The sequence below is a fragment of the Terriglobus sp. TAA 43 genome, from assembly GCF_000800015.1.
Taxonomy (GTDB): domain Bacteria; phylum Acidobacteriota; class Terriglobia; order Terriglobales; family Acidobacteriaceae; genus Terriglobus.
Map to the genome: position 1 here is coordinate 2,342,535 of NZ_JUGR01000001.1, position 21,399 is coordinate 2,363,933.

Genomic DNA, 21,399 nt, shown 5'->3' on the forward strand with positions numbered 1-21,399 from the left:
ATCAGACAGTTGCAGCGACTATCTGGCGCATGAGACGATGCAGCCACCCGGCACGTGAGCGGCATTTCTAAAGAAATGTGAGGAAGCCTTGGACCGGCGCCACCTTCTGAAGATGGGCTCGCTCGCCGCACTCGGCCATCTGGCGCGGCCGGTACCCCTGTTCGCACAGCAGCCCAAAGCCGACTTCGAACTCCATATCGCGCCCGTGCAGGTTGACCTGGATCAGCAACGGTCCATCTCCACCATCGGCTACAACGGCTCAGCGCCCGGCCCTTTGCTTCGGATGAAGGCAGGCAAGCCTGTCACGGTCGACATCTTTAACGAAACTGACACACCTGAGCTGGTCCATTGGCACGGCATGATCATCCCTGCGGAGGCCGACGGCACCGAGGAAGAACAATCGCCCTTCGTTCCGCCACATGGACATCGCCGCGTCACGTTTACGCCCGGCCCATCCGGCCTGCGCTGGTACCACTCGCACGCCATGGCCATGGACGACCTGCACAAAGGCGGCTACACCGGTCAGTTCGGCCTCGTCTACGTGGAAGACGGCAACGACAAAGGCAGTTACGACCAGGAACTGTTCCTTACCCTGCGCGACTGGGAGCCATTCTTCTCCGGCAGCATGGAGGACGATGACGACGACACCCACGACGCCCCCATGCTCGAAAAGCCGCCGAAGATTAACACCGATCCCAACGGGCTGGAAGTTGTTTCCGTCGCCTACAGCATCAACGACAAAGCGTTAGGCGCAGGCGATCCCATCCGAGTGAAACAGGGGCAGAAGCTGCTGATTCACTTCTGTAATGCCAGCCCCATTGAGAATCGTCGCGTGGCGCTCGCGGGTCACACCATGCGTGTCATCGGCCTCGACGGCAACCCGGTGCCCCGTCCTGCTGAACGCGCCAGCGTCTTTCTCGGCGCAGGTGAACGCGCCGACGTGGAAGTCATCATGAACAACCCCGGCGTCTGGATTCTGGGCGGCACGGAAAAGATGGTCCGTGAAGGTGGCCTCGGTTGCATCATCGAGTACGCCGGGCAAAAGGGCCAGCCTAAATGGATTGATCCTAAGAAAGAGCTTTGGGATTACACCCCTTTTGCCCTGCCGCAATCCACGCAACCCGCGCCGAAGAACGTCATCGACATGCACTTTGAGAAGCTGCCGCGCGGCATGGGCAAATTCAACGTGTGGACCATCAACGGCAAGCCCTACCCACACGAAAACGAATACGTACAGCAACGTGGCGAGCGCTACCGTCTCATCATGCGCAACTGGACCGACGACGCGCACCCCATGCACCTGCACCGACACCTGTGGGAAGTCGTCGAGATGAACGGCAAAAAAATGGGAGGCCTCATGAAAGACACGGTTGTCGTCCCCTACTACGGTCGCGCCGTCGTCGACTTCACGGCGGACCAGTCCGGACTTTCGCTCTTCCACTGCCACATCCAGCAACACATGGACTACGGCTTCAAGGCCCTCTTCCGCACCACATAGTTGCAGGCGTATCGTTCCTGCCATGCGCATCTTCAGCCTTTTCGCGTTGGTCGCGATTCTCAGCGTGCAAACCGCTCCCGCTCAGGCACCCAACACGCTCACTCCCGCAGAAAAGTCCGCGGGCTGGAAGTTGCTGTTCAACGGCCACGACAGCACAGGCTGGCGCAGCACACGCTCCAACGCTTTCCCTGCTTCAGGTTGGGAAGTGAAGGATGGCCTGCTTGCCGTGACTGAGTCGGGCGGCGAAGAGGGCGGCAACGCAGGCGACATCATCACCACCCGCGAATACACCAACTTCGAACTCACCGTTGACTTCCGCATCACGCCCGGCGCGAACTCCGGCATCAAGTACTTCGTCAACCTGAACGACACACCCGGCCACGAGGGTCACGGCTCCAACATCGGCTTCGAGTACCAGATTCTCGACGACGCCCGACACCCCGACGCCAAGCTGGGCAAAGACGGCGACCGCACCATCGCCTCGCTGTATGACATGATCCCCGCCGCCGCAAACAAGCCCACACATCCCATTGGCGAATGGAACACCGCCCGCATCGTCATCCGCGGCACGCACGGCGAGCACTGGTTGAACGGCGTCAAGGTCGTCGAATATGACCGCAAGACCCCCGCCTTCCGTGCCCTCGTCGCAGGCAGCAAGTACCACGTTTACCCCGGCTTCGGCGAAGCGGACCGCGGCTACATCCTGTTGCAGGACCATGGTTTCCCCGTTCAGTTCCGCAACATCAAGCTGCGCGAACTGCCCTAATAAGACGAGTTTTCCGCAACCGGAACGGCAGCAATAAACCCGGCCACAGCGTATGCTGAAAGTGAAGGGAAAGCGAAAACATGCTGCTGGCCGTCCTAGCGCTACAACTCATCCTTCTGGTTCTTCTGGTCGTTCTGCTGGCGCGTAAATCCGGCGCGAACACCACCGCCGACCCGCGTCTTTCCACCCTGCCGGACGCAATGATTCAGCTTGCCGCCAAGCTCGACGCCAGCGACGCGGCCATGCGCAGCCACGTCATTGAGTTGCGCCGCGAACAAGCAGAAAACGCCACGCAGGCACGCCACGCCGCCGAACAGACCAGCCGCAACCTGCGCGAAGAAGTCAGCAACTCCATCACGACGCTGTCGAAGGCTATCAACGAAGGCATCACCGCCTCCCGCACCGAAAATGCCAATGCCTTCGGCAACTTCCGCGCTGACAACGCCGAAGCCGCCAACAAGCTCCGTGAAGCCGTGACCGGCGAACTCAACCGCATCGGTCAGCGCCTCGAAACCTTCTTCGCCGAAGCGGCAAAGCAGGAACGCGAATCTCGCGTTGCGCTCAACAGCGCCCTCACCGAACTCACTGCCAACAACACGAAAAACAACGAGAACCTGCGCGAATCGTTGCAGCAGGCCTTCTCAAGCATCCGGTCGGAGCAGCGCGAGGCAGGCGAAGCACTCAAGACGACCGTCGAGTCCGGCCTGCGCACCCTGAACACCGACAACGCCGCCAAGCTGGATGAAATGCGCGTCATCGTCGACGAAAAGCTGCAATCCACATTGAACGAGCGCCTCACCGCCAGCTTCGGAACAGTCAGCGATCAGCTCACCAAGGTCCACACCGGCCTGGGCGAAATGAAGGAACTGGCAACCGGCGTCAGCGATCTGAAGCGTGTCTTCTCCAACGTGAAATCCCGCGGTGTTGTGGGCGAATTCCAGCTCGGCATGCAGCTCGAACAGATGTTCAGCCGCGACCAATACCTGGTGAACGCGAAGATCAAAGAAGGCTCCGGCGAAGCCGTGGAATTCGCTCTGAAAATCCCCGAGGGCGATAACAACCACGTGCTCCTCCCGATCGACGCCAAGTTCCCGCGCGAAGACTGGGAGCGCCTGGAATGGGCCTACGAACATGGCACAAAGGAAGAGCAGGACAAGGCAGGTAACGCATTTGAACGCGCCATCCGCACAGAAGGAAAGCGTATCTGCGACAAGTACATCGATCCGCCGAAGACCCTCCCGGTGGGCATCATGTTCCTTCCCACGGAAGCACTTTACGCAGAAGTGATGCGTCGCCCCGGCTTACAGGCCGAACTGCAGTCCCAGTGCCGCGTCACCGTAGCGGGCCCATCCAGCTTCATGGCGATTCTGACCAGCTTCCAGATGGGCTTCCGCACGCTTGCGATCCAGCAAAAGGGCAGCGAGGTCTGGAACGTACTTGCCAACGTGAAGAAGGAGTTCGGCAAGTTTGAACTCCTCATGGACAAGGTTCAGAACAACGTGAAAACAGTCCAGAACACGCTCGGCGACATTGGCACCCGCACACGCCAGATCAACCGCAAACTCCATGACGTCAGCGAGTTGCCCGCACTGGAGACTGCACCAAAGAGCGGCCTGCTTTCTTTTGAAACCGCCAGCGTTGCGCCAGCGCTTTTCGCAACCGAAGAAGACGAATCCTAAGCCGACTGCAAATACACGGCGCGCTCTGACGACCCGCGGTCGCGGCGCAGTGCATCTCGTAGCGTCTTCTGTTCATACATGCGCTGATCCGCCAAGCGCATCAGTGCGCCCTGCTCCTCGGCATCCTGCGGGAACGTCGCCACCCCAATGCTTGCCGAGACTCGCACCACGCGTTCGGCATAGCGCGGCCCCAGGTTCACCGGCTCTTCCACTGCCTCCAGCAATAGCTTGCGGATCTGCAGGTTCTCCAACTCATCCGAACCGGCCACAATCACCGAGAATTCATCACCGCCCTGTCGCGCCACTAAACCAAGCGGCTTTGCCGTTGTGGCCAGGTTCATCGCAACACTCTTCAGCAGAATGTCGCCCGCATCATGGCCCAGCGTGTCATTCACCTGCTTGAACCCGTTCAGATCCAGCGTGAAGACGCTCACGCTGTGCTGCTCCTGTTGCGCATGGAGCAGCAATGCATGCAGCCGGTCATCAAAGTGTCTGCGATTGGGCAGTCCTGTCAGTTCATCGTGCAGTGCGAGCCGCTCGCTGCTGGATAACTGCTCTTCCAGCATCACCACCAGAAGACCCACCGTGATGATGAACTTCTGCATATCCCATACTTCGCTGGCGAAGTCGATCCACTTTGGATGTTGGCTGACCATCCAGGAATGTGTGGCAAAACAAAGCGACCACATGGCAAACCCTGCCACAACCGCCAGGCTTCCACGGCTTCCCTTGGGCAGCGACCGCGCGAAAGCAACGGCGCACATCAGGTACACCAGTGCCAGGCCAAAGTAAGCGGCGCTCCGATACTGCGATGTTGCCACGGAAAAGGCAGCCGGTCCCCAAAGCGCGACCATCACCACCAGTTGCCACCAGCTTCTCCGCAATGCAGAGGAAATCAGCGAGACGGCTACGCCCGCTCCGATACAAATCCAATACGGTGACGGCGTACGCACGTCCCACCCATACACGGTCAGCATCGCCAGCAGGGGAAGCGCGTTGCTGCACAGCAGCAGCGCGCGGTGATCCATTCTGCGCAAGCTGCTGGACGCGGAAAACAAAAACAGGATCCCCGCCACCAGGTAGGCGTCCAACGCCACCACATGCGATAGCCGGTGCACCAGAAGAGTGATGTCCCGCAACATGTAGATGATGTGGGCAGCGCATTCCGTCAGGATCAGCATCAACCCGCCAATCCACAGCCGCAGCCCCTCGCGGTCACGATGGCGCTGGCGCACCGCCAGCAGGACGCCCACTAGCAGCGACATCGCAAAAAAATCTGGCAGCAAGAGGTAATTCATCCCATCTCGTTTCGGCTTTTCATCATTCATCCACCGACAACGGTTTCGCAACCGCTCCGGAACGCCTAGAAAACCACTTGCAGATTAATTTAGATGCCGTAAGATGACGCTTTGTAAAAATGTATTTACAGTACCTCCGTGGTAAAAAGCCGTTCGGAAAATGGCTCGTCTCTGGTAACGAGGCCCCGCGCTCTGTACACTGGTTAGCGGTTCAGCATGCCGAAAAGGGCATCCGGAGGTCGGGCGTTGGTTGTCCGGATTCCGCATCCAAAGGGTTTGCAACAATCATTTTTAATAGGTTCTGTTTAGGAGAAAGCAATGGCATCGGTTGACGAGAAGGTGAAAAGCATCATCGTGGAGCAGCTCCAGGTGGACGAGGCCGAGGTAACCCCCGGCGCCAGCTTCCAGGAAGACCTGGGCGCGGACTCGCTCGACGTGGTAGAGCTGGTGATGCAGTTTGAAGAAGCCTTCGACATTCAGATCCCTGACGAAGACGCTGAGAAGATCAAGACCGTCAAGGACGCAACGGACTACATCGAAGCGCACGCAAAGGCGAAGTAATCGTGGCACAAGCAACAATTCCCGCACGACGCGTTGTCGTAACGGGCATCGGACTGATCTGCGGCATCGGCAACACGGCTCCGGCGGTGTGGGATTCGCTGATGGCTGGCAAGAGCGGCATGGCAGGGATTACGGCCTTCGATCTCGAAGGCCATTCCGTGCTGTTTGCCGCGGAAGTCAAGGACTTTGACCCGCACACGTTCGTGGACAAGAAGGAGGCCCGCAAGATGGGCCGCTTCATCCACTTCGCAATGGCTGCGGCGGCAGAGGCCATGGCCCACTCCGGTCTGCAGGTCACGCCGGAAAACGAAGAAATGGTCGGCGTCCACATCGGCTCGGGCATCGGCGGGTTCGACATCATTGAGCGCGAACACACCAACCTGATGAACGGTGGCCCCCGCAAGGTATCGCCCTTCTTCATCCCGGCGTCCATCGTGAACCTTGCCGCGGGCCACGTCTCCATCAAGTACGGAGCAAAGGGCCCCAACGAAGCCACGGCAACCGCCTGCACCACCTCGGCGCACGCCATTGGCGACGCCTACCGCACCATCCAGCGCGGCGATGCCGACGCCATGATCGCGGGCGGTGCAGAGGCTGCCATCACGCCCCTGGGCGTCAGCGGCTTCGCGAACATGAAGGCACTCTCCACACGCAACGACGCCCCCACAAAGGCTTCGCGTCCGTGGGACAAGGATCGCGACGGCTTCGTCATTGGCGAAGGCGCGGGCATCCTCATCCTGGAAGAGCTGGAATTTGCCAAGGCACGCGGCGCAAAGATCCTGGGTGAAGTTGTCGGCTACGGCATGAGCTCCGACGCATTCCACATGACCGGCATGGCCCCCGAAGGCGAGGGCTGCGCACGTGCCATGCGGAACGCGCTGAAGACCGCAGACCTGCAGCCGGAACAGATCGACTACGTGAACGCTCACGCCACCTCCACGCCGCTTGGCGACGCAATGGAGAGCAAGGGCATGGAGACGATCTTCGGCGAGCACGCTCTGAGCCACAAACTGCTTGTCAGCTCCACCAAGTCCATGACCGGCCACCTTCTGGGCGGCGCAGGCGGACTGGAAGCAGGCATCACACTCATGGCGCTACAAAAGGGCATCGCTCCACCGACCATCAATCTGGACGACGTGGATCCCGAATGCCGCTTGAACTACGTGCCCAACAAGCCCGTGGAAAAAGAGATGACTTATGCTCTCTCAAACTCCTTCGGCTTCGGCGGCACCAATGGTTCGCTCATCTTCAAGCGCTGGACAGAGTAAAAAACATCCAAATGGAAACGGGGCTGTAAAGGCCCCGTTTCATTTGCCTTGAGATTGCCACCCGGTTAGTGTGAAGGCACAATCATGCTTTTTGCCACGCTTGGCGCCCTACGACATTCTCATGATTTCCTTACCCTCAGCAGCCGCGCCACGCTTGGGCTATTGGGTGCATGCGTCGCGATATTCGTCTGTTTCCGAGGCCTTCCCGCAAGCCTTAAACGCCTGACCAGGCGTTCGTTCGACATCTCCACAACTGCAGGATTCGCTCTGCTGCACCTGGCAATCTTCCTGCCTTTGGTCGTGGCACACGTGCCATTGCATGCGGACGTTCCGTCGTTCTATCTTCCGCAGGCTCGTGAAGTTCTGAACGGCAAGATTCCCTACGTGGATTTTCATTCCAGCTACGGCCCACTGCATTCGTATCTTGATGCGGCGGCCCTCCGCATCTGGAACAACGGATACGCGCTCCTGCTACTGGTCATCCTCTGCGATGTAGCAGCGTTTCCGATCTGGTTGACAGCGCTGCGCCGCTGGTTTCCAGAAGACCGCACGCGCTGCGTGGCTCTCATGGTCATGACGCAGCCGTTGCTGCTCTGGAACATCGCTGCCGACGGCCGCAACGACGCAATCATCTTTCTGCTTCTGGGAACAGCGGTAGCGCTCGTGGCGCGTAGCGACTTCTTTTCAGGCATGGCTGCCACCGCGCCGCTGGTCGTCGTCAAGTTCCTGCCCATCATCCTGATTCCGCACATCTTTGCCGCAGCTCGTCGGCGCTGGCTATGGATCTGCGGCGGCCTTCTACTACCTGTCATAGGCTATGGCGCGTTATTGGCGATGCACGCGGACATTCTTCAATCGCTCAAAACAGAAGGAGCGATTGCGACCGCAGGGGGCGCGCCGTACGCATTTACGGCGCTTACAGGACTCGCGGTTTCTCCAATGGTGTCGAGCATCATCCTTGTAGCGGCGTATTTGTTCGCGCTGTGCTGGCTCACGCGAAGTTCACTCCGCGCGACCAATGATCGTGAAAAGATGAGTGTCCTTATGTGCGGGATTCTCGCACTCCAACTCGTCTTGCTCTTCTTTTCGAAGAAGTCCTATCCCGTATACCTGCTGCCTGCTGCCGTCCCGCTGGCGGCTTACACTCTGCAATCGTCCCACCGCGGTCGGCATATCACTCCCGTCGTCTACGCGTTGCTTCTGGTGTTCTCCATGATCCAGACTTCCCTCTGGTACGGCCAGATGGCACTGGAGAGCGCCACCAGCCTCCACGCCGACCTGATGGGAGGCAGCCCCTTAGCAGCCTTTGAATTTCTCGTGATGGCACTGCCGGCTGCGTGCTACCTGTATCTGCTTGTGACGATCCTGCGCGATCTGTCCACGCAACGGGATCTGGCTTAAGCCATACGAAAGAAAATCCATGTGCCGCAGCAAATAGCCTGCGACACAAGCGCCGTGAGCATCGTCGCCAGGAACAGTTTGCGCTGCGGAGTTTCGCTCGCATCGGCCAGCACACCCGCCGCAAACGTCAGCAGAAACGGATACGCCCACAACACCGGCACCGTGGTCACCTGCGTTGTCACTAGCGGCAGAATCGCCAACGCCACTAGCAGTGGCACCACGTTGCCAAAGTAGCGCGCTCGCTTCATCAGCACAAACAGCGCCACTGCGATTGCAAGAATTCCCGTCACTGCTATCTGCATCGGATCACGCAGCAGTTCCAACGCTGGATGATAGTCCAGGGTGAACCGCGCAGCGCCAGCCGTGAACACGTACAGGAACAGGCTCATGTGAAACACATACGACGCCAGCACCATCAGCATGGCGCCGAACGATGACACCAGCAGCAGCGGAAACACTAACGTCCTGCGGCGCTCTGCAATCCAAATCATGAATACGGCGGATGCAATCAGTCCAACCAACGCGGCCAGAATATGCGAGCAAGCGGTAAGCCCCAGCGCCACGGTGTACAGCACAATGCGTGGCCGCCACTTCCGCGGCGGCCCGTACATCGCATGCGCAATACCAATGGCCGTATACACAACGGCAAACAAGCCCCACGCGGCCAGAATCTCGTTATTCGGTGTCGTCGCGTATCGCAGTACCGTGGGCGACAGACAATACAGCCCCAGCGCAAACGCTCCGGGGATGTTGCCAAACAGCCTGCGACTCACCCACCACAGCCCTGCCCCCAGCAACGCCGCGGCCAGAGCAAACGGCACACGCAGCAGGAAGCGCGTTCCCACAATCTGGTGTCGCAGATCATAGATCGAGCCACCCGTGGGATCGCCCTGCGCCTCCGCGCCATGCCGCTTCGCATCCACCCAGTCGGCAACCTGCAGAGCCTTCACGTACACCGTCAGCGGCAGAGCAGCCGCGCGATACGCCAGCGTCCCATCGCCCTGCATATTCCCGCAAGTGGTGAAATACCCGGCGGTTGGAACAGGCTTCTCCCACATCTCGCGCCCACACAGCGCATACCGATAATCGCGGTCAGTAAGTTCTGTCCGCCCAATCAGGTAGAGACATTCAGCAAAAAAGAACAGGAGGATCAGCGCCGCAACCCGTTGCGGCCTGCCGAAGTGGATACGAAATTTCATGGTCGATACGCATCTTCGAGTGTTGCAGCTTGAGCCAAACTCAGCAAGTCAGCCGCTATGAACAGGGCGCGTATCCGAAGCCAATCCTCGCGTACCCTTAAAGACATGGACTCCCTCACCTTCCGCGTAGGCTCCGGCCGTCTCGTCAGCTACTCCCCCACCCGCGAACTTCCGTGGCGCGTGGTGTTCGAGGATGAGGGCGTCGCTGCCTACTGCTACGCCTGCGATGGCCGCCTGGCCACCGTAGAAGACGAGTTCGACATCACAGTGCTCGACTCCATGCTGGTTTACAACGTTGCCGCCATGCGCCGCGAGCCGGAAGGTGATCGCGAACGCCTGCTTACCGTGGAATGGAGCCGCGACGGCCAGCAGGCCGCCCTTCGCCTCGACGGTGTACCGCAGGTACTGGTCGACTTTGAGCGCCGTGAGAGCTTCTGCCGCAGCGACTTCCCCAACTTCATGGACGACGGCAGCCACCGCTGGCGCACCACCACGCACGCCTGGGACGACGCCGCGATGACTCGCTTCGAAGAAGCTGCCCTCGCGGCACAATAGGCCGTATCGCGCCACGCACGGGGCTTGGGTCTTCCGGGCCTCGAAAGTGCAGTCCTGCGGCAGCTATGCTGTCTTCCATAGCCCTTTACAGAGGTTCCTGGAGCCAAAACGCCCCGACCGGCGTCCTTCTCTGTAAGAAGCGGCCGGAGGTAGAAGCATCATGTTCAGGGCTGTGGCATTGGGTATCGTCATGGCGGCAGGAGTCGCCGCGGCGCAATCCCCCGCGGTCAGCTTTGAAGTCGCCACCATCAAACCAGTGGATCCAGGCCCGCAGGCAGGCCGGTTCCTCCGTATGGAGAATGACCACCGCTTCCTCGCCACTAACTTCACGCTCAAGCTGCTTATCGCCGCGGCCTATGATCTGAACCCGCGCACCATCACGGGTGGCCCCGGTTGGACCGACTCTGACAAGTTCACCATTGAAGCGCTAACACCCGGCGAGAAGCGCCCGGACCACGACCAGCAGATGCTGATGCTGCGCACACTTCTGCATGACCGCTTCCATCTGGCTTTTCACCGCGTACCGAAAGTCTTCTCTATTTACGAAATCACCGTGGCCAAGGGCGGCATACAGTTCGACACAGCGGGCGCACCCGACCGCGAGCCGATGGTCACCAGCGTCGTTTACCCCGACCACCTCGAAATGCCCGCGCGCAACGCCAGCATGGACGACTTCGCACGCGTGATGCAGCGAGCCATCCTCGATCGCCCCGTCGTGAACAAGACCGGCCTCACCGGCCGCTATGACTTCGATCTGGATTGGGTGCCCGACGAAACTCAATTCGGCGGTGCCATCCCCGTACCGCAGGATTCCAAGAGCCCACCGCTGCTCGTCGCCATGCGCGAACAGCTCGGCCTGGAGATGAAGGCCACCCGCGGCCCCATCGACACACTCGTCATCGACAAAGCTGACAAACCCGAGAACTAACTACTTCACGAAGCTCGCAGGAATCGGTGGCACGTCGCTCACATCGCCCAGCAGTTCCCACCGCTGCAGGCTGAACGGCACGCTGCCGTTGCTCCACACATAGTCCTGATACTTCTGCAATGAGAACGCGGCCCCCTGCTTCAGCTTCGCTTCGGCTAGCCCCTTCATGATGTCGCTCTTGCCAATCTGATACGTGATGGCCTGCCCCGGCGTGGACGAGAACATCGCCGCCTCGCTGCGAGCAGTTCCTTCATCCATTGGCACGGTCGTCTTCAGATAATCCGCCGCCTGTTGCAGCGTGTACTCACCCATAGCCAGCCTCACATCCACCAATACACGCAACGCACGCAGACGCATCATGCTGTAAATGGCTTCCTTCACCTTAGGCGTCTTGTCGAACTCGCCCGCCACCAGCATCATCTCTTCCGCATAGAAACCGATGCCTTCCTGCGTCTCCGAATCGTAGTAATGCCGCCGCACCGGATCGGGGTTGTGCCACGCCCACGCCATCTGCTCGTAATGTCCCGGCGCGCCTTCGTGAATGGTCAACGGCCGCGTATCGCGCGCCGTAATGTTGCCAAAGAATCCGCCATCCGTACGCGGCTTGCCCTTGTAGCTGGAACCCTCTTCGTTCAAACGATCAGGCCCGGTAAGGTCGTCCTCAACACCCAGAAAACCCAGCGGCGCAATGTAAGCCGGAACCGCCACGTAGTGGTAATGCCGCACCTCCGCCGGATCACTCAACACACCATGTGCCTGCATGGTCTTTCGCATCGCCACTTCCTGCTTCTCTTCATCGGCTATCTGCGATGCCACATCCGGAAACACCGGCAGGTCCGGCAGTCCTGTATTCGCGGCCTGCGCCAAGGCCTCAAACGTCACGGCCCGATCGAACTCCAGCTTGCCGACCTGCACAATCTGCTCGGGTGTGTAGCTCATCAGCGCAACGTTCTTCAGAAACCAGATGTAGCCATCGCGCCCCACCGCCGTCTGCTGTTTCATGCCCGACACCTGCGGACGCAGCCATTCGCGATACCCCACCATCGCCTTCACCGCCGCATCTTCAGCCTTATCGAACTCGGCAAGCTCCTTCGCATCAAAGCCAGCCTCCGCATGGATGCCGTCCTTAAAGCGCCCCATGCGATCTTCAATCTTCGACAAGTTCTCCATGGCGATCACGGCATACGGCTGCCGCATATCCGTCAGGTTCGCCTTGCCCTCATCCAGCAGACGCGGCAAACTCGCCAGCCGCACCACCACATCGTGCTGCATCTGCGGCGTGAACTTCCGGTGCTGCAGTAGCAATGTATACGTCGCTGTCAGTCCTTGATCGACATAGAAGAACGGGCTCCGCTGCCACACCGGAATCACATCCAGCTCCCAATACACGCGGGCAATCGCCGATCCAACGAGGCGATAATCCACCTGCGTACTCACGGGCTGCTTGCTCACATCCAGCGCGCGCCATTCCTTCTCAAACGCCGCAATCTGTTTCCGGTATCCCGCCACATCCGCCGCCGACCAATGCGCCACAAACCCCGGCGCACGATCCAGACGCGGAATATCGTCATTCGTAAACGGCTGCTCCGTCGCACGCCATTCCCAGAACTTCGTGCTCAGGCGTTCCACATCGGCTTGTGTGGAAGCATGTGCAAATACGCAGGAAACAACAGCAAAGGACGCGGCAGCAACGCGGCAAAGCAGCTTGGATGTAGGCATGCACAAAACACTAACGCATCCCGGCCCAAGTGGAAAGCAGTTCATCTACTTAACCAAGCCCACCAAAGCCACGTAGACCGTCATCCTGCGAAGCCGAAGGATCTTCTTTCTTAACCCGCACTGCGATGCCAGCGGGAAAACACAACCGAATCCGGGTCCAATAAACGAATATTGATTCCACCCCTCGACAAAATAAAAACGTTTCGGCGACACTGTACTCCGTCAGGAGACACACCCATGCGCTTCCTTCCAGCCGTCCTCATCGCCCTCGCCGCCACAACCGCCGCCGCACAGACCACCTGCGACGCGCACACCTACGGCGCAAAGGGCGACGGCAAGACCAACGATACCGCCGCCATCCAGAAGGCCATCAATACCTGCGCGCCCAAGCACGGCACCGTCGTCCTGAAGGGCGGCACCTTCGTCTCCGCACCGCTCACACTCAAGAGCGACCTGACACTCTCCATCGCGGAAGGCAGCGAGCTCCTCGGCTCCCGCAATCTGGACGACTACCCCATCCGCGAAGATGCCAAGTGGCGTCGCGTCGCACTCCTGCACGCCGACCACGTCTCCAACCTCCGCATCACCGGCGGCGGCGTCATCGACGGCAGCGGCGACATGTTCTGGGAACTCGCCCACACCCATCGCATCGCAGGCGACACCAGCGGTAGCGGCGGCTTCCCGCGCCCCATGCTCCTCGACATCACAGAGTCGCAGCATCTGACCTTTGACCACATCACACTGCAGAACTCGCCCATGTACAACTTCACCTTCTTCTTCTGCGACGGCATCAAGATCGACCACGCCATCATTCGCAACCCCGCCACCGGCGCGCCAAACACCGACGGCATCGACCCGTTCAGCTCAAAGAACATCGAGATCAGCAACGTCGACATCGACACCGGCGACGACGACATCGCTCTCAAAAGCGGCCTCGTCGAGCGCGATCCCAAGATCGGCCCCGTGGAACACGTCTACATCCACGACAGCATCTTCCGCCACGGCCACGGCCTCAGCGTGGGCAGCGAACTCGCCGGTGGCATCAACGACGTGCGCGTGGAAAACGTCACCATGGAACACACCGAAGCAGGCGTCCGCATCAAGAGCAATCGCACCCGCGGCAATGACATCCACGACCTGCACTACAAGAACATCACCATGACCGGCGTAGGCCAGCCCATCCAGATCACCGAGTACTACCCCAAGTGGCCCGCCGCAGGCACCGACACGGCAAAGCCCGTCGACGCACACACGCCGCGCTTCCACGACATCTCGCTCGAAGGCATCACCGCCACCGGAGCGAAGGACGCCATCATCATCGGCATCCCTGAAATGCCTATCCGCAACCTCACTCTGACCAACGTAAAGATCGAAAGCGAAAAGGGCCTTCAGATCCGCAACGCCGACGTCACGATGAAGAACGTCACCATCACACCCAAGTCAGGCGACCCCATCACCAAAGAAGAAGGCGCCAATATAACCCGTCGCTAACCTCGTCCGCGCATAGCCCGATATCCTTGAAACAGCGTTCTCCATGCTGCACAAACGGCGTGGAGAACTCTGTTTCGGAGTCCCCATTCACGCCTCTCTTGCATTCGTCCTGGCCATCGTTTTTGTGGCCACGCTGGTTCGGTCCACCTTTGGATTTGGCGAAGCTCTGATCGCAGTTCCTCTGCTGTCGTTTGTGATGCCGTTGCAGGTAGCTGCACCGCTGGCAGTACTGCTCTCCATCGCAGCCGCAGCTGTTGTCGTCGTTCAGGATTGGAAACACATTCATCTGAAAAGTGCTGTCGGATTACTCGCAGCCACTGTCTTCGGCATTCCTATCGGCCTGTGGCTGCTGACCAATCCTCACCAGCAAATGGTGAAAGCATGTCTCGGCATTCTGATCATGCTGTTCTCGGCCTATTCGCTGTGGAACTCTGGCACATTTCATCTCAAACATGAGAATCGACCATTGCTTCTGCTCTCAGGATTTCTCGCAGGCATTCTCGGCGGCGCCTACGGCATGAACGGCCCACCGCTGGTCGTGTACGGCTCTCTCCGCAGATGGTCACCACAGCACTTCCGCGCAACCATCCATGCGTATTTTCTGCCTGCCAGCATTTTGGGAATGGTCGGCTACTGGAGCGCAGGCCTGTGGACACGCACTGTCACCAACGAATTCCTCTTCTCACTACCAGCAATGCTCCCCGCAGTCTTCGCAGGCCGAGCGCTCAATCGCCGCTTCTCCGGCACAGGATTCCTGAAGTACGTCTACGTCGGACTGATCCTCATCGGAGCAATCCTCTTTGTGGGAACAATCACTCACCGCATATAAGACGGCGGCAGCAGACTTTGTGGGACACTGTTGGCCATGGCCCACACTGCCCGCACACGCAAGCCGCCCTATGATGTAGACGAGGCCGCCGCCGCTCTCTCCGCTGCCGATCCCAAGCTGGCGAAGGTCATCGCCAAGGCTGGGCCTCCGCGGCTGCGCATCGCAGGTTCGCAGAGTCCTTTTGAAGCGCTAACGGAAGCCATCATCTATCAGCAGCTCCACGGCAAAGCCGCGGCCAGCATCCACGCGCGCATGATCGCCAGCTTTGAAGACGTCTGTGGACTCGGCGTGCATCCTTCACCGGAACACCTGCTTGAATGCCCCACGATTCAACTTCGTTCGGCAGGCCTCTCAGCAAACAAAACGCTCGCCCTGCGCGACCTCGCGGCGAAGACACTCGACGGCACCGTGCCCACCCTGGCGAAGATCCGCCGCATGTCCGACGAAGACATCATCGAACACCTCACACAGGTGCGCGGCATCGGCAAATGGACCGTGGAGATGATGCTCATCTTCCGCCTCGGACGACCGGACGTTCTCCCCGTCGACGACTACGGCGTACGCAAGGGCTTCGCGCTCACGTTCGGTAAACTGAAGCCCACCGACAAAGTCACGAACGCAGACCTGCCCAAGCCCGCCGAGATGATCAAGCGCGGCGAACGCTGGCGTCCGTGGCGCTCCATCGCAACCTGGTACCTGTACCGTGCCTGCGACCTGGCCAAGCCGGACGCAGCATCCAAACAACCCGAATAACCTATGCGTGCAACACGGGCTTTTGCCCAAACAGAACCGTCAGTCCTTCGGCCATAGTGGGATGCGGCAACACAGCATCTCGAATCGCCGTGTACGGCGCACCGGTCCGCATCGCAAGCTCCACCACGCCAAGAATCTCGCCGGCTTCCACACCCACCGCGGTGAACCCAAGAATGCTGTCATTCTCCGCGTGCAGCAGAGCCTTCAGGAATCCCGTCTCCTCGCTCAACGTGCGCGTGCGCAACACCGCCGCCATGGGAATCTTCACCAGCCGATACGGAATGCCCTGCTGCCGGGCCTCGCTTTCACTCAATCCAACGCGTGCAAACTCAGGGTCAGTAAACAACGCAAAAGGCATCAGTCGAGCACGCGTGCTGCGGCTTCCGCCACGAAGGTTATCGCGAACAATGCGGAAATCATCAAACGCAGCATGCGTAAACTGCGGGCTTCCCGCACAATCACCCACAGCCCATGTGTTCTCCGCAGTGGTTTCCAACCGATCGTTCACGCGGATAAACCCGCGCTCCGTTAGCTCAACACCTGCAGCCTCCAGGCCAATACCGGCATTGTTCGGCGTCCTGCCCGCAGACGCTAACAGGTGCGATCCCGTAATCAAAAACGGAATACCATCACGCAGCCCATAGAGCGATACTTCCCCACCACTTCGGCCTTCCACACGCTGCAATTCCACGCCTGTCAGCACATCGATGCCTTCGCGCTGACACATCGCCGTCAATTCCGCCACCGCATCGTCATCTTCACGCGGCAACACACGATGATTCCGCTCCACGATCGTGACGCGCGCTCCAAATCGACGCATCGCCTGCGCCATCTCCAACCCGATGTATCCGCCACCCAAAACCAGCAGATGATCCGGCACCACGTCCAGCTCCAACGCTTCAATGTGGGTCATCGGCGCAGCTTCCTTCATGCCAGGCAGATCGGGAATCGTTGCACGACTTCCGGTGCTGATGATCACTTTCGCGCCACGCAGCGTACGGCTGCCACCATCGTTCATCGCAACCTGCAACGTACGTGGTGCCACAAACGTGCCCTGCCCCAGCACCAGTTCCGTTCCGCTGGCGGCGTAGCGCTTCTCGTGAACCTGCACCAGCGCATCCACCATGCGACGCTTGCGCGCTCGCACACCCTCCATATCCACACGTACTTCACCCGCAGACAAACCAAACTCTGCGGAGCGTCGCATCAGCGATGCGACCTTCGCACTGTGAATCACATTCTTCGTGGGCAGGCAGGCAATGTTTGGGCACGATCCGCCAATCCATCGGCGCTCCACCATTGCAGTGCGCATCCCACTCTCCGCCAACGTCCATGCAAGGTATTTACCAGCCTCGCCACTACCCAGCACAACAACATCAAACTCTTCAATCAAAGCCGGCACCTCAGACCCATGAAATTATGACCAAGACTATTGGAGACTCGACGACACACGGTTAAAAGGCGCACACTAAGAACACAAACGCCATGGGATTCCTTCTGCTGATCGCACGCTCGTTCATCAACACTTTCGGAATCACCCAGCCCGGCCCCGAAGGCGAACGCCGCGCCGCTTACTTTATTGGCGGGCTGCTGGCACTCATCGTGGTGGGCATGATCATTGCGCTCGCTGGATTCCTTAAGCTGCGCGGTTAAGGCCTCGTTCAGTGCTGCGCTACGTTCTGTGGCGCCGGAATATCAATCACCTGGTACGCGCGCGGCAGGTTGAATAGCGAAGCATCCGGCTCCGTCTGATCAATCTTCTCCACATTAAAATTCTCCGCACCGCCGCGCGGCTCAAACCGCTTCACCACCAGGTTGATCCCCAACCATGGCGAATACCAGAACTCCTTCACCGTGGGTTCCGCGCCACCCAGCCATCCAGACGTGCGAATCTCGCGCATACCCGTCACCTGCAGATCGTCCATCGTGTTGGTTCCCAGTGACTCACGCGTAATCTTCGTGCCATTCGGCAACGTCTGCGTCGCGGGCAACTGCGGCTCATTAGCGGTCTGACTTAAATTCTCGTGATACACCATGCACTGCCGCGTTTGCGTGCGACACACCGTAACGGTCTTCATCGAAGGATCGTAGTAATCCATCTCGTTCACCATCGTGGCGCGCGTGTTGCCATCCGGTGTAAACAGACGACGCTCCTGAAAGACACGTCCCGTGCTATCGCGTGCAATGGTGCGGCGATTGTAGATAGTCGTCTCGGTGCCGTCTTCCAACCGCCGCTTCCACGAAGTCGCCACCTGCGCACGAAACGGCGCACCAGCCTTCGTGGGCACATCAATGCTCTGAATCATCTCGCGCGTACCGCCGTCGGGAGCATGTTGCATCTGCGCCCCGGCTCCCACCGCCAGCACTGCAAAACTCACCGAACACAGCCACGATAAACGCCGCATCTCCACACCTCGCAGGCGAAGTCTAAGACGGCCCCAGCAAAAGCGCCACAACAATCGCTGTGGTTGCATTCGTCATCTCGCGTCAGTGCGCGCTACTTCTGTTTTGCAGCAGCGCTCTTCGCCATCTTTGCGGCAAAGTCCTCAAACGCGGCCTGCATCTTCGGTTGCACAGCCGTCAGTTGTGCCTGCGCAATGGCCTGCGACTTCGAAACCAACTCCGGCTGCTTCGCCACCATCGCGCGCCCGGCATCCGTGCGATAGAAGGCCAGCATGCCATCGATCGTCGTCTCGTCATAGGTAGCCGCGTATAGATCTAGATATTGCGGCTTCAGCTTGTTCCACTGAATAGCATCACGCACCATGGCAGTGAGCTGATCCATGAACGCATCAATCTGCTTCTGATCATCCGGACCAATTGTCTGCCCGGCCAGAAGCTGCGGCATGATCTGCTTCATCTGCCCCGTCTGCTGATCCGCAAGCCGACTCAGAGTCTGCTCCATGTTCATCAGCGTAAACATTTCGTCAATCTTGGCGCGCTTCGAAGCATCATCCGCAAACGACACACGGCACATGCACAGCACTAACGCTGCAACACAAACAATCTTCTTCATCCTCAACCTCACTTCGTATCCAGCGGCTTACGTGCAAAGTAATAAAGCGAAAACGCCAACAGCCCAAACATCACGATCGCCACCGGATCATGATCCAACGGGTTCCCATGCGAAAAGCGCCACAACTGCCAGTGCCCACCACGCTCCTCTGAGAAGCTCTCCATCGCAGCGACAGCTACGCCGATCAAACCAGTGATTCCACCAGCGGCAATCAGCCCCGAAGCAAACAGCGAACCCGGACTGATCTCCTCGTTATCAAGGTCAGTCAACGGCTCATTGCCCGTCAGTTCCGCCTGCTCGGCATCGGTCAGACGCACCTCGCCGCGCAACAATTCGTCTTCTGTCAGCACAGCAACGACAGCGCCTTCAGGAGCAGCGGCCAAGGCCTCAGCCGCAAGCTGCATACGGATAGCTCGATCCCGCGCACGCGCCTTTGCAATCGCAGCATCGGCCATCCAGCGCACCATACTGCCGACGAAAATCGCCAGCGTCGTCGCAATCGAAAGGTACGCACCCACCGCAAGTGTCAGCGATCGTACCCCCAACAACTCCACCGCCAACACCAACGCAACACCCAACAAAACCAGCGACCAAGGCAGCTTGCGGCTCAGAATGCCGTTGATCACAGTCGCCATCAACCGGCCCTGCGGCGCGGCCACCTTCTCGCTGCCAATACCCTGCACCCACTGAATCTCAAGCTTGCCCGTATCGCGATTCAGCAGATACTTGCCGTCCTCCAACTGCGCCGAACCAATCGCGTTGATCAGTTCATAGCGCGTAGCATCGTTAATCTCCTGCTTCGCACCGCTGTTCTTCGGATCGACCACGCTGATGTGCGGACGCGGAAACGTCCCCTTGTCCTGCAAACCTTCCGGCAGCGACGACAGAGTCACCGCCATCGGCGTCGCCATGGGGCGGAAACTTTCAAACGCCTTGTTCATCGCACTCAGCGTAATGCCAATGACAAACGTGCTCACCACCACGCCAATCATCACGGCAAGCTGTGTCTTCCACGGTGTTGCGCCGATGATGTAACCCGTCTTCAAATCCTGCGCCGTATCGCCCGCATTGCTCGCGGCAATACACACCACACCACCCACCGTAATCGCCAGCGCACCGAACGCTGGCGCTGTCCATCCCTGCACCAGGAAGATCGCCGCTGTTGCCATCAGCGTGGCAATCGTCATGCCGCTCACCGGCGACGCAGACGAACCCACAATGCCCACAATGCGCGCGCTCACCGTAACAAACAAAAATCCAAAGACCACAATCAGCAACGCAGCCGCAAGGTTCGCCCACAGCCCCACCTGCGCACCCGGCACCGGCTTGAAGTACAGGAACGCCCACATGATGAGCACCAACAGTACCGAACCGCCGTAGACGAAACTGTTCGGCAGATCGCGCGAAGTGCGTGCCTTCACCTCTGCGCCGGCTGACTTCTTCGCCTTCAGCGACCCCATCAGTGCGCTCGCAATCGTCGGCAGCGTACGCAGCAACGTGAGGCATCCCGCAGCAGCCACCGCGCCCGCGCCCATCGGACGGATATAAGTGCGCCACAGATCGCTGGGACTCATGTCATGAATGGGCACAGTGCCCGGATACAGCGGCCCCGTCAGGTGCGATCCAAAGAAGTAAATCGCCGGCATCAACACAAGCCAACTGAAAACACCACCCGCCAGCATGATGCCCGCAACGCGCGGCCCAATGATGTAGCCAACGCCGAGATATTCCGAAGTGGCATCCGCGCGAATCGACCCGCCCTTCAGCAGATGCTGCGGTCCCATATCAAAGTCGTAAGTCGGCGTGCCGGGCCAAAGACGGAACAGGTTTTCGTTCTGGAACAGCGTGTAGAGCGAACCCAGCCCCATGCCCAGAAAAATGCGCGACGCAAATGATCCGCCGCGCTCACCCGCAATCAACACATCTGCGCATGCCGTGCCTTCCGGATACAACAGCGTGCCATGCTCTTCCACAATCAACTGTCGTCGCAGCGGAATCATGAACAGGACGCCGATCCATCCGCCGAACAGCGCCAGCGCAAAGATGCGGGCATACTCCAGATCAAAACCCAGGAAGATCAGCGCGGGCAGCGTGAAAATCACGCCCGAAGCAATCGACTGCCCAGCATTGCCCGTCGTCTGAACAATGTTGTTTTCCAAAATCGACGCTCGCCCCAGCACCCGCAGGATCGAAATCGACAGCACCGAAATCGGAATCGAAGCCGCAACCGTCAGTCCGGCCTTCAACCCCACATAAACCGTCACCGCGCCAAACAGAATGCCGAACAACGCGCCAATCACAATGGCGCGAACGGTCAATTCCGGACGCGACTCCTCAGCAGGAACAAACGGTTTGAAGGCAGGCGGGGGCGTGCTGATAGTGGCCATGAATCTCCCTCTCCGTCACAGGACAGAGTGCTGCGAGTGTAGCAAGGAGAA

At 59.3% G+C, this 21,399-nt stretch carries 19 protein-coding genes; 12 read left to right on the top strand and 7 right to left on the bottom strand.

Going from position 1 to position 21,399, the window contains the following annotated elements:
- Positions 1–88 precede the first annotated feature (88 nt).
- The 3 genes from M504_RS10005 (at position 89) to M504_RS10015 (ending at position 3,943) form a co-directional block, all read left to right on the top strand.
- Positions 89–1,498, top strand: a complete 1,410-nt coding sequence (locus M504_RS10005) for a multicopper oxidase family protein (protein ID WP_232296235.1) — start codon at positions 89–91, stop codon at positions 1,496–1,498.
- Positions 1,499–1,520: 22 nt separating this feature from the next.
- Positions 1,521–2,264 (top strand): DUF1080 domain-containing protein, encoded by a 744-nt coding sequence (locus M504_RS10010; RefSeq protein ID WP_047490761.1) that lies wholly within the window; start codon positions 1,521–1,523, stop codon positions 2,262–2,264.
- Positions 2,265–2,344: 80 nt separating this feature from the next.
- Positions 2,345–3,943 (top strand): DNA recombination protein RmuC, encoded by a 1,599-nt coding sequence (locus M504_RS10015; RefSeq protein WP_047490763.1) that lies wholly within the window; start codon positions 2,345–2,347, stop codon positions 3,941–3,943.
- Here M504_RS10015 and M504_RS21280 read toward each other — a convergent pair.
- The gene (locus M504_RS21280) at positions 3,940–5,241 is read right to left on the bottom strand and encodes a GGDEF domain-containing protein (RefSeq protein ID WP_198137566.1); all 1,302 of its coding nucleotides are present in this window, start codon (positions 5,239–5,241) and stop codon (positions 3,940–3,942) included. The two genes, M504_RS10015 and M504_RS21280, sit on opposite strands and share 4 nt — an antisense overlap.
- A 318-nt stretch (positions 5,242–5,559) precedes the next feature.
- Between M504_RS21280 and M504_RS10025 the strand changes: the two genes are divergently transcribed.
- The 3 genes from M504_RS10025 (at position 5,560) to M504_RS10035 (ending at position 8,471) form a co-directional block, all read left to right on the top strand.
- Positions 5,560–5,802 carry an acyl carrier protein gene (locus M504_RS10025; RefSeq protein ID WP_047490765.1) on the top strand — a complete coding sequence of 81 codons (243 nt, stop codon included), beginning with the start codon at positions 5,560–5,562 and terminating at the stop codon, positions 5,800–5,802.
- Between the two features lie 2 nt (positions 5,803–5,804).
- Positions 5,805–7,070, top strand: a complete 1,266-nt coding sequence (gene fabF / locus M504_RS10030; protein ID WP_084214254.1) for a beta-ketoacyl-ACP synthase II — start codon at positions 5,805–5,807, stop codon at positions 7,068–7,070.
- An 84-nt stretch (positions 7,071–7,154) separates the two neighbouring features.
- Positions 7,155–8,471: a hypothetical protein gene (locus tag M504_RS10035; RefSeq protein ID WP_047490767.1), complete on the top strand. Its 1,317-nt coding sequence runs from the start codon at positions 7,155–7,157 to the stop codon at positions 8,469–8,471.
- Here M504_RS10035 and M504_RS10040 read toward each other — a convergent pair.
- A complete protein-coding gene (locus M504_RS10040) occupies positions 8,468–9,670 on the bottom strand; it encodes a hypothetical protein (RefSeq protein ID WP_047490770.1) in 1,203 nt (400 codons plus the stop codon). The two genes, M504_RS10035 and M504_RS10040, sit on opposite strands and share 4 nt — an antisense overlap.
- A gap of 105 nt (positions 9,671–9,775) precedes the next feature.
- Between M504_RS10040 and M504_RS10045 the strand changes: the two genes are divergently transcribed.
- Positions 9,776–10,225, top strand: a complete 450-nt coding sequence (locus tag M504_RS10045; protein ID WP_047490772.1) for a DUF2251 domain-containing protein — start codon at positions 9,776–9,778, stop codon at positions 10,223–10,225.
- Between the two features lie 160 nt (positions 10,226–10,385).
- A complete protein-coding gene (locus M504_RS10050) occupies positions 10,386–11,153 on the top strand; it encodes a TIGR03435 family protein (RefSeq protein WP_047490776.1) in 768 nt (255 codons plus the stop codon).
- On the opposite strand, the gene M504_RS10055 is transcribed toward M504_RS10050, so the two are convergent.
- Complete coding sequence (locus M504_RS10055) at positions 11,154–12,872, bottom strand: DUF885 family protein (RefSeq protein ID WP_052200599.1); 1,719 nt, start codon at positions 12,870–12,872, stop codon at positions 11,154–11,156.
- 237 nt (positions 12,873–13,109) lie between these two features.
- Here M504_RS10055 and M504_RS10060 point away from each other — a divergent pair, with 237 nt between their 5' ends.
- From M504_RS10060 to M504_RS10070, 3 genes are read left to right on the top strand one after another with little or no spacing between them, the layout of a single operon-like run.
- The gene (locus M504_RS10060) at positions 13,110–14,363 is read left to right on the top strand and encodes a glycoside hydrolase family 28 protein (RefSeq protein ID WP_047490780.1); all 1,254 of its coding nucleotides are present in this window, start codon (positions 13,110–13,112) and stop codon (positions 14,361–14,363) included.
- Between the two features lie 43 nt (positions 14,364–14,406).
- The gene (locus M504_RS10065) at positions 14,407–15,192 is read left to right on the top strand and encodes a sulfite exporter TauE/SafE family protein (protein ID WP_052200600.1); all 786 of its coding nucleotides are present in this window, start codon (positions 14,407–14,409) and stop codon (positions 15,190–15,192) included.
- A 36-nt stretch (positions 15,193–15,228) separates the two neighbouring features.
- The gene (locus M504_RS10070; RefSeq protein ID WP_047490783.1) at positions 15,229–15,945 is read left to right on the top strand and encodes a DNA-3-methyladenine glycosylase; all 717 of its coding nucleotides are present in this window, start codon (positions 15,229–15,231) and stop codon (positions 15,943–15,945) included.
- Position 15,946: 1 nt separating this feature from the next.
- On the opposite strand, the gene M504_RS10075 is transcribed toward M504_RS10070, so the two are convergent.
- Positions 15,947–17,338 carry an NAD(P)/FAD-dependent oxidoreductase gene (locus tag M504_RS10075; RefSeq protein ID WP_232296236.1) on the bottom strand — a complete coding sequence of 464 codons (1,392 nt, stop codon included), beginning with the start codon at positions 17,336–17,338 and terminating at the stop codon, positions 15,947–15,949.
- A gap of 92 nt (positions 17,339–17,430) precedes the next feature.
- Here M504_RS10075 and M504_RS22055 point away from each other — a divergent pair, with 92 nt between their 5' ends.
- On the top strand, positions 17,431–17,598 hold the full coding sequence (locus M504_RS22055; protein WP_156993672.1) for a hypothetical protein: 168 nt from the start codon (positions 17,431–17,433) through the stop codon (positions 17,596–17,598).
- Between the two features lie 8 nt (positions 17,599–17,606).
- On the opposite strand, the gene M504_RS10080 is transcribed toward M504_RS22055, so the two are convergent.
- From M504_RS10080 to M504_RS10090, 3 genes are all read right to left on the bottom strand, one after another.
- Complete coding sequence (locus M504_RS10080) at positions 17,607–18,350, bottom strand: hypothetical protein (RefSeq protein WP_156993674.1); 744 nt, start codon at positions 18,348–18,350, stop codon at positions 17,607–17,609.
- 92 nt (positions 18,351–18,442) lie between these two features.
- Positions 18,443–18,961 carry a DUF2059 domain-containing protein gene (locus tag M504_RS10085; RefSeq protein WP_047490793.1) on the bottom strand — a complete coding sequence of 173 codons (519 nt, stop codon included), beginning with the start codon at positions 18,959–18,961 and terminating at the stop codon, positions 18,443–18,445.
- Positions 18,962–18,969: 8 nt separating this feature from the next.
- The gene (locus M504_RS10090; RefSeq protein WP_047490796.1) at positions 18,970–21,348 is read right to left on the bottom strand and encodes an OPT family oligopeptide transporter; all 2,379 of its coding nucleotides are present in this window, start codon (positions 21,346–21,348) and stop codon (positions 18,970–18,972) included.
- Between the last annotated feature and the right edge of the window lie 51 nt (positions 21,349–21,399).

Excerpts from the sequence above, each read along its gene's own strand:
- M504_RS10055 (WP_052200599.1), bottom strand. The coding sequence starts at position 12,872 with ATGCCTACATCCAAGCTGCTTTGCCGCGTTGCTGCCGCGTCCTTTGCT.
- M504_RS10090 (WP_047490796.1), bottom strand. The coding sequence starts at position 21,348 with ATGGCCACTATCAGCACGCCCCCGCCTGCCTTCAAACCGTTTGTTCCT.
- M504_RS10035 (WP_047490767.1), top strand. The coding sequence starts at position 7,155 with ATGCTTTTTGCCACGCTTGGCGCCCTACGACATTCTCATGATTTCCTT.
- M504_RS10060 (WP_047490780.1), top strand. The coding sequence starts at position 13,110 with ATGCGCTTCCTTCCAGCCGTCCTCATCGCCCTCGCCGCCACAACCGCC.
- M504_RS10050 (WP_047490776.1), top strand. The coding sequence starts at position 10,386 with ATGTTCAGGGCTGTGGCATTGGGTATCGTCATGGCGGCAGGAGTCGCC.
- M504_RS10070 (WP_047490783.1), top strand. The coding sequence starts at position 15,229 with ATGGCCCACACTGCCCGCACACGCAAGCCGCCCTATGATGTAGACGAG.
- M504_RS10065 (WP_052200600.1), top strand. The coding sequence starts at position 14,407 with ATGCTGCACAAACGGCGTGGAGAACTCTGTTTCGGAGTCCCCATTCAC.
- M504_RS10015 (WP_047490763.1), top strand. The coding sequence starts at position 2,345 with ATGCTGCTGGCCGTCCTAGCGCTACAACTCATCCTTCTGGTTCTTCTG.
- M504_RS10085 (WP_047490793.1), bottom strand. The coding sequence starts at position 18,961 with ATGAAGAAGATTGTTTGTGTTGCAGCGTTAGTGCTGTGCATGTGCCGT.
- M504_RS10045 (WP_047490772.1), top strand. The coding sequence starts at position 9,776 with ATGGACTCCCTCACCTTCCGCGTAGGCTCCGGCCGTCTCGTCAGCTAC.
- M504_RS10040 (WP_047490770.1), bottom strand. The coding sequence starts at position 9,670 with ATGAAATTTCGTATCCACTTCGGCAGGCCGCAACGGGTTGCGGCGCTG.
- M504_RS10010 (WP_047490761.1), top strand. The coding sequence starts at position 1,521 with ATGCGCATCTTCAGCCTTTTCGCGTTGGTCGCGATTCTCAGCGTGCAA.
- M504_RS22055 (WP_156993672.1), top strand. The coding sequence starts at position 17,431 with ATGGGATTCCTTCTGCTGATCGCACGCTCGTTCATCAACACTTTCGGA.
- M504_RS21280 (WP_198137566.1), bottom strand. The coding sequence starts at position 5,241 with ATGAATTACCTCTTGCTGCCAGATTTTTTTGCGATGTCGCTGCTAGTG.
- M504_RS10025 (WP_047490765.1), top strand. The coding sequence starts at position 5,560 with ATGGCATCGGTTGACGAGAAGGTGAAAAGCATCATCGTGGAGCAGCTC.
- M504_RS10080 (WP_156993674.1), bottom strand. The coding sequence starts at position 18,350 with ATGCGGCGTTTATCGTGGCTGTGTTCGGTGAGTTTTGCAGTGCTGGCG.